The 6,806-nt window shown below is 72.4% G+C and carries 5 protein-coding genes; 1 reads left to right on the top strand and 4 read right to left on the bottom strand.

Translation table 11 applies throughout. The features are described from left to right. Positions 1-153: 153 nt before the first annotated feature. From ATM97_RS00215 to ATM97_RS00205, 3 genes are all read right to left on the bottom strand, one after another. Positions 154-1,038, bottom strand: coding sequence for a hypothetical protein (locus tag ATM97_RS00215; RefSeq protein ID WP_218715862.1), 885 nt, complete (start codon positions 1,036-1,038; stop codon positions 154-156). A 112-nt stretch (positions 1,039-1,150) separates the two neighbouring features. Further along, positions 1,151-2,758: an adenylate/guanylate cyclase domain-containing protein gene (locus tag ATM97_RS00210; RefSeq protein WP_218715861.1), complete on the bottom strand. Its 1,608-nt coding sequence runs from the start codon at positions 2,756-2,758 to the stop codon at positions 1,151-1,153. A gap of 177 nt (positions 2,759-2,935) precedes the next feature. Continuing rightward, entirely contained in the window at positions 2,936-3,481 is a 546-nt protein-coding gene (locus tag ATM97_RS00205) for a TetR/AcrR family transcriptional regulator (protein WP_218715860.1), read from the bottom strand. An 81-nt stretch (positions 3,482-3,562) separates the two neighbouring features. Here ATM97_RS00205 and ATM97_RS00200 point away from each other — a divergent pair, with 81 nt between their 5' ends. Continuing rightward, entirely contained in the window at positions 3,563-5,080 is a 1,518-nt protein-coding gene (locus ATM97_RS00200) for an MFS transporter (RefSeq protein WP_218715859.1), read from the top strand. A 162-nt stretch (positions 5,081-5,242) separates the two neighbouring features. Here ATM97_RS00200 and ATM97_RS00195 read toward each other — a convergent pair. Continuing rightward, on the bottom strand, positions 5,243-6,806 hold a 1,564-nt coding region (locus ATM97_RS00195; protein WP_218715858.1), incomplete at its 5' end, for a DUF4407 domain-containing protein.

The following is a 6,806-nucleotide window of genomic DNA, read 5'->3' as shown; positions in this document are numbered from 1 at the left end:
GGGGCGGTGGCGGCGGACCGGAGCCGAGCTGTCGCGTCGCGCCGAGGTGCCGCTCGTCGTCGACAGCGGACGGACCGCCCGGACCGGGCCGCCACGCGCCGGGGCCGGGCGGCGGGGCGTCGGCGGCAGCCGGATCGGGGAAGCGGCTGTCGCTCATCGGGACTCACCGGGGATCGCGATGTCCATACCCTCGCGGGCGCACCGCCGGTCGATGTAGCAGACGGCGCGACTGGTGGCCTCGACGATCTCGCTGATCGTCACCACCAGCAGCAGCCCGCCGACCAGCAGCGTGATGAACGCCCAGCGATGCGTGCCGGAGAAGTCGGACAGATAGAAGGGCACGCCGAACGCGGGCACCGCGAGGACGGCGAAGATGACCCGCTGGGTGAGCCACAGGCCGGCCACGGTCCAATCGGCCCCCTGCACCAGTTCCTTCGACCGGGCGATCGCCGCGCCGAATCCGGCGTGCTCGCCGACGATCACCGGCTCGGCGACGAACCGTCGCGCCCGCACGTTCGACAACCACAGCAGCGCCAGCGGATAGGTGATGATCAGCAGGCTGCCGACCAGCAGGACCCCGATGCCGGTGAGCGTGAACATGATCTGCGCGAGCAGCAGCGGACCGGCGCGCCGGGCGGCCGCCCGCAACCCGGCGATCGCGCCGAGGCGCACCCCACCGAAGTCGGCGAGCGCGATCGCGACGGTCGCGCCGCGCAACACCAGGCGCAGCAGCCAGAGAAACGCCGCCGTGGCCAGGATCGCGGCCCACGCCGTGCCCGTGTCGGAGCCGTCGGTCAAGTGCGAGACGAGGCCGGTCACCCCGAGCACGCCGAGTACGGCCGCCACGAGCGCGCAGGCGCCGAGGGTCGACAGCGCCCGAATGTGGGCCTGGATCAGGGCGAACGGCTCGTCGAGCAGTTCGCGGAAACGCAGGGGCCGGATCGGTACCGTCGGCGGAGAGGGTGGCGCCGGCACGGACGCCGGTGCCGGATCGGTTCCCGCCCCGACGGCGCCGACCGCTTCGACGGCGGGACGCACGTCGGCGAGTCTAGCCGGGTTGTCGCAGCACCGGCGCGCTCGTGTCGCGGCCGTCCGCGTCGTCTGCCCCTCGTCGGGGTCGGGGCGTGGGGGTCGGGTGAGGTGGTCCGGATCAGCGCACGTCGGTCGTCGACTGTGCGTTCGTCGCGGTGGGGTCCGGGGTGCGCGCCGAGATTCTGGGTAGGGCCAGCTGGGTGGGGGTGAGTCTGCCTCGGAGGGTGACGGTTTCGCCGAGGTCCCAGTGGGCGGTCTCGGTGGCGGCGGCGCGGGCGAGGGTGGTCGCCGAGCTGAGGAGGCGTTCGTCGTAGTTCTTCGACAGCTCGCACAGGCGGGCCGCCTCGTTGACCGCGTCGCCGATGACGGTGAACTCATAGCGGTTGTGGGTGCCCACATTGCCCGCGACGACCCGGCCCGCGGCGACGCCGATGCCCGCGTTCAGGTCGGAGGCGTCGCGCAGTCGGCGCTGGATGGCGCGGCCGCAGGACAGAGCCGAGCCCGCCAGGTCGGGCAGGGGAGCGGGGGTGCCGAAAACGGCCAGGGCGGCGTCGCCTTCGAACTTGTTGAGCAGGCCGCCATGGCGTTCCACCTCGTCGACGACGATGTCGAAGAAGCGGTTGAGGATGCCGACGATCTCGGGCGCGGGCCGGGTGGCGGCCATCGTCGTCGAGCCGATGATGTCGATGAACAGGGCGGCGGCCTCGGTCTCGGTGCCGCCGAGCACCGGCCGGGAGGCGATCGCGGCCATCGCCACGTCGTGGCCGACGTGCTTGCCGAACAGGTCCTCGATCAGCGCGCGCTCGCGCAGGCCGTGCACCATCCGGTTGAAACCGCTCTGTAGATCGCCGAGTTCGGTGCCGTCGTAAAGGGTGATCTCGGTGTCGAGATCGCCGTCCTCCACCCGGCGCAGCGCCTGGCGCACACCTTTGATGGGGGCGACCGTCGCGGCGACGACCTGGGCCATCAGCAACATCCCGAACAGCAGCGCCGAGCCGCCGAGGCTGAGCACACAGACCGCCAGCCTGGCCTTGCTCACCGCGGGGTCGGCCAGCGCCCACACCGCGACGATCATCGACAGCGCCACCGGAATCCCGACGCCGACCAGCCACGACAGCATGGTCCGGCCGAACACGCCGATGCCGCGGCGCCGGTGCGGGTCGGCTTGCAGCACCCGCGCGGTCACCGGCCGCAGCGCGAATTCCACGATCAGATAGCTGTTGGCGCACACCACGATGCCCGCGGCGCCGATGGACAGCCCGACCTTGGGGATCAGCGCCGGATCGGCCACGCCGTAGACGATCGTCAGCGTGACCAGCGCCAGGGACCACAGCACCGCCTGCTGCAACACCATCCAGCGCGGCGCCGACACCGCGACCCGCTGTTCGGGCGGGGTCGGCACGTGGTCGGGGTCGGTGGCCCAGCGCATGGTGCGCAGGCCGGCGACGGTGCCCCACACGGTGCCGATCGCCAGCGCGAGGACCGCGCACAGCGGTGTGAAGACGGCGTTGATCAGCAGCAGCTGCCTGGTGAAGACGGTCGGACCGGGCAGCACGAACCCGGCGAGCACCACGATCATCGTGATGCCGATCAGGTTGGCCACGAGCAACGGCACGGTCAGCAGCAGCTGCACGCGGACGCGCCGGATGGACGACTTCTCCTCGACCGGACCGAGCAGCGGTGAGCCCCACGGCGCCGCGCCCTTCGGTCCGTTGCTGTGGATCACTCTCGCACTGTAAACCGAGTGTCGTGAGTTGCCACAATGTGTAGCCCAGGTCACTGATTAACGGGCCGTGCTATATGACCAGTCAGTGGTCAGTTTTTGACCACGGTCGGCGGATATGTGCGCGCGGTCCGGTCCGGAATCAGTTCGGAGTACACATGTCCACTGAGATTGTTGTGCTCAGCGCTCGAGCAGCCGATCCACGACCGCGCGGTAGCGGGCGGGCTCGAGCTGCGGCAGCCCGAGCAGGGCGCGCAGGTAGACGCCGTCGCCGACCAGACGGATGGTGTCGGCGCGGACGGGGTCGTCCACCTCGTCGTCGAGGCCGTCCGACCAGGCCGTCATGACGCCGTCGAGGGCCCGTTGCACCTCGTCGGGGTCGGTCCCCGCCGAGGCGTCGATGGTGCGCATGGTCGCCAGCAGGGAGCGGTACAGCGCGAGTTCGACCGCGTCGGCCTGGGTCGTGGGGTCGGGCGTCTGGAGGTACCACTCCGCGACCGGGGTGCCGTTCGCCCGCATCTCGGCGAGCTGGGTGCCGGCGCGGTCGCCGAGTCGTTCGACCAGGCCGACGAGCAGGGCGTCCTTGCTCTTGAAGTGATAGAGCAGCCCGCCCTTGGATACGCCCGCCGCGGCGGCGACGTTGTCGAGGGTCATCTGGGCCGCGCCTCGTTCGAGCAGCAGGGTCTCCAGGGCGTCGAGGATGCGATCGCGGGTGCCGGGGCTCACGGCGATCACTGTACCGTCTGGACGGTCTTTCTGTTACTGTACCGTCTGGACGGTTTACCAACTCAGAAAGTCGAGAAACCGATGAACACCCCTGTCACCACCGCCGCCGCCCCGCCGCGCGCCACCGCGCGCGAGTGGGCGGGCCTCGGTGTGCTGGCCCTCGCCCTCCTGCTGCTCGCCGTCGACGCGACCGTGCTCGACCTGGCCGTGCCCGCGATCAGCGCCGACCTCGCCCCGAGCACCCCGCAGCTGCTGTGGATCATCGACGTCTATTCGTTCGTGCTCGCCGGCCTGCTGGTCGTGATGGGCAACCTCGGCGACCGGATCGGCAGGCGCAGGCTGCTGTTGATCGGCGCCGTCGGCTTCGGCATCGCCTCGGCGCTGGCCGCCTGGGCGGTCTCGCCCGAGATGCTCATCGCCGCGCGCGTACTGCAGGGTGTCGCCGGTGCCACGCTGATGCCGGCCACGCTGGGCCTGATCCGCTCGATGTTCCAGGACGCGCGGCAGCGCACCCTGGCGATCGGTGTGTGGAGCGCGATGGCCGGTGGTGGCGCCGCGGCCGGTCCACTGGTCGGCGGCTGGCTGCTCGAGCACTTCTGGTGGGGCTCGGTATTCCTGGTGAACCTGCCGGTCATGCTGGTGCTGCTGGCGCTCGCGCCGCTGCTCATCCCCGAATCGCGCGACCCGAACCCGGGCCGGTTCGACGCGCTCAGCGCGGTGTTGTCGATGCTCGCGCTGGTCCCCGTGGTCTACGCGGTGAAGGAAACCGCCGCGCACGGCCCGACCGTGGCCGCGCTGCTGGTCGGTCTGGCCGGTGTGCTCGCCGGCGTGCTGTTCGTCCGCAGGCAGCGTCGCCTGGCCGATCCGATGCTGGACCTGCGGCTGTTCGCGCTGCCCCGGTTCCGTGTCGCGGTGTTCACCAACCTGCTCGCGGTGTTCGCGCTGGCCGGTGTGCTGTTCTTCGGCTCGCAGTACCTGCAGCTGGTGCTCGGTCGCTCGCCGCTGGAGGCCGGGCTGCTGATGCTGCCCGGGCTCGCGGCCAGCGTGCTCGGTTCGCTCGCGGCGGCGTGGCTGGTGCGGCGCTGGCGCGCGGCGGTCGTGCTGGCCGGCGCGCTGGTGGTCACCGCGTTCGGCGCGGCGGTCTTCCTCCTGGTCGACGCGGTCAGCGGCGCCGAGGCGTTCGTGCTCGGCTTCGTCGGCATCGGCCTCGGCGCCGGGGTGGCCATGACCGTGGCCGCCGACCTGGTCGTCGGCTCGGCGCCGGCGGAACGCGCCGGTGCCGCGGCGGCGATCTCGGAGACCGCCTACGAGACCGGTCTCGCGCTCGGTGTCGCCCTGCTCGGCAGCACCGTGATGGCGATCTTCCGCCGCGGGCTCGATCTGTCCCTGCTGCCGGACGACGCGGTGGCGACGGCATCGGGATCGCTCAGCGGCGCGGTCGAGGTCGCGCGGGAGCTGCCGGCCGCGGTGGCGCAGGAGTTCTTGTCCTCGGCGAATCAGGCGTTCGTCAGCGGCATCCATCTGACGGTGCTCGGCATCGTCGCGGTGCTGCTGTTCGCCGCCTTCAGCGCGGTGCGCACGAAGAACACCCGCGCGTGAGTTCGCCGTGGGGCCGGTATCGATCCGGCCCCACGGCGGCTCGCTTTCGCCAGATCGCCTCGGTCGCGTCGTCGATGGCGGCGAGGTCGGTCGGACGGCCGCGAAGGCCCTGCCGAGCGAGTCGGCGACGACTTCAGTGAGGCCCCGTCGCCGACCCGTAGGTCAGCGGGCGGGCGGCAGTTGACGCTGATCGCCGCCGGGGAGCTCGTTGGCACTGCCGCCGGGAAGTTCTCCGTAGCCGTCGGCGGTCGGCAGGGTATTGCCCTGACCTGCGGGCAGCGCGGTGTAGGTCGGCGCGGCCTGGTACTGGCGCGGGTCGGGGTGGTACCGGGTCGACGGCGCGTCGACGACGGTCGAGGCGATCTGCTGGGCGTACGGGTGGTACTGCGGTGCGCCCTGCTGGGGGTACCCGGCGGGCAGGTAGCCCTGCGCGGGCTGACCCGGCAGCTGGTAGCCGGGCGGCGCCATCATCTGCTGCTGGGCCTGCGAATCCTGGGTGTCGACGGTGACCTTGCGGCTGCGGCGCAGCGTGAAGGTGACCTCCTCGACCTCCTCGAACGCCTGCCGCGCGGTGCGCAGCGGGTGCGTGGCCGAGTCGATCGCGTTGGCGACGAAGGACGGCACCAGCGGACGGATCCAGCGGGCGGCGGTGTCGGTGAACGGCACGGTGCCGATGATCGGCAGCTCGAGTCCGCCGCCCCCGGTCGGGGCCTGCGCGGGCGCGGCGGCGACCGGCTGGGCCGGCACCAGCGCACCGGCCTGCGGCGCGGCGGCGGGCAGCGCGGTGGGCAGGTACCCGGCGGGCAGCTGCTGCTGGGAGACGTTCGGCTCCAGAGCCACGGAGTCGTCCTTTCGATGCGGCTCGGTGATCCCGAGCTCGAAGCCGCCGATGGCGGCGATGATCCTGGTGCGCTGACGTTCTCGATCGATGACGGTATCGGCCTCGATGGCCAGGCGCGCCGCGGCGAGTTCGTGATCGGCGCGCAGGGCAGCCGCCTCGGTGCGCACCTCGGCCCGCTTCACCGCGATGGCCGCGTCGGCCTCGCGCTGGGCCCGGTCGGCCACCTCCTCGGCGTCGACCCGGCGGTCCAGCGAGGTCTCCCCGCGCCACCACCGCAGCAGCAGGGGCAGCAGGGCGAGCAGGACCCCGGCCAGCAGGATCAGCGCCCGCAGCGCGGCGGCCCCGGCGTGGTCGGCGGTGTAGCCGTTCATGGCCAGCCAGCGGGCGCCGAGCCCCCGGTCGGCCTCGGCGAACGCGGTGGCGCGGGCGGCGGCCAGCTCGGCGGTCTCGGTGCGGACCTGCTGGTCGAGCTGATCGGTGCGGGCCTGCGCGGCGGCGAGCTGCCTGCGGGAATCGTCGAGCATGTCGTTGGCCGTCTGGGCCTCGGGACCGCGGCCGGGGACGCCGGTGATCCTGGTCTGCGGGCACTCCGGCGTCGGGTTGTACTCACAGCGGGCGATGACCAGCGCGCGGTCGATATCGGCCTGCGCCTTGGCGATGCTCACGTCCAGGGCGGCCCGGTCGGCGCTCGCCCGGTCGAACTCGGCCCGCGCGGCGACCACGCCCGGGGCGTTCTCGGCACTCGCCTGCGCGCGCACGTCCAGCTCCCGGTCGACGGTGCCGCCGAGCAGCACGGTCGAGGCCAGTTCGGCGACGAGCACGCCGGCCAGCACGCCGACGCCGATCCTGGCAGCGGTGCTCGCGCGGTCGGCGGCGCCGGGCCTG

It is taken from the genome of Nocardia sp. MH4 (assembly GCF_019266065.1).
GTDB lineage: Bacteria > Actinomycetota > Actinomycetes > Mycobacteriales > Mycobacteriaceae > Nocardia > Nocardia canadensis.
This window is presented reverse-complemented; position numbering and strand designations above follow the sequence as displayed.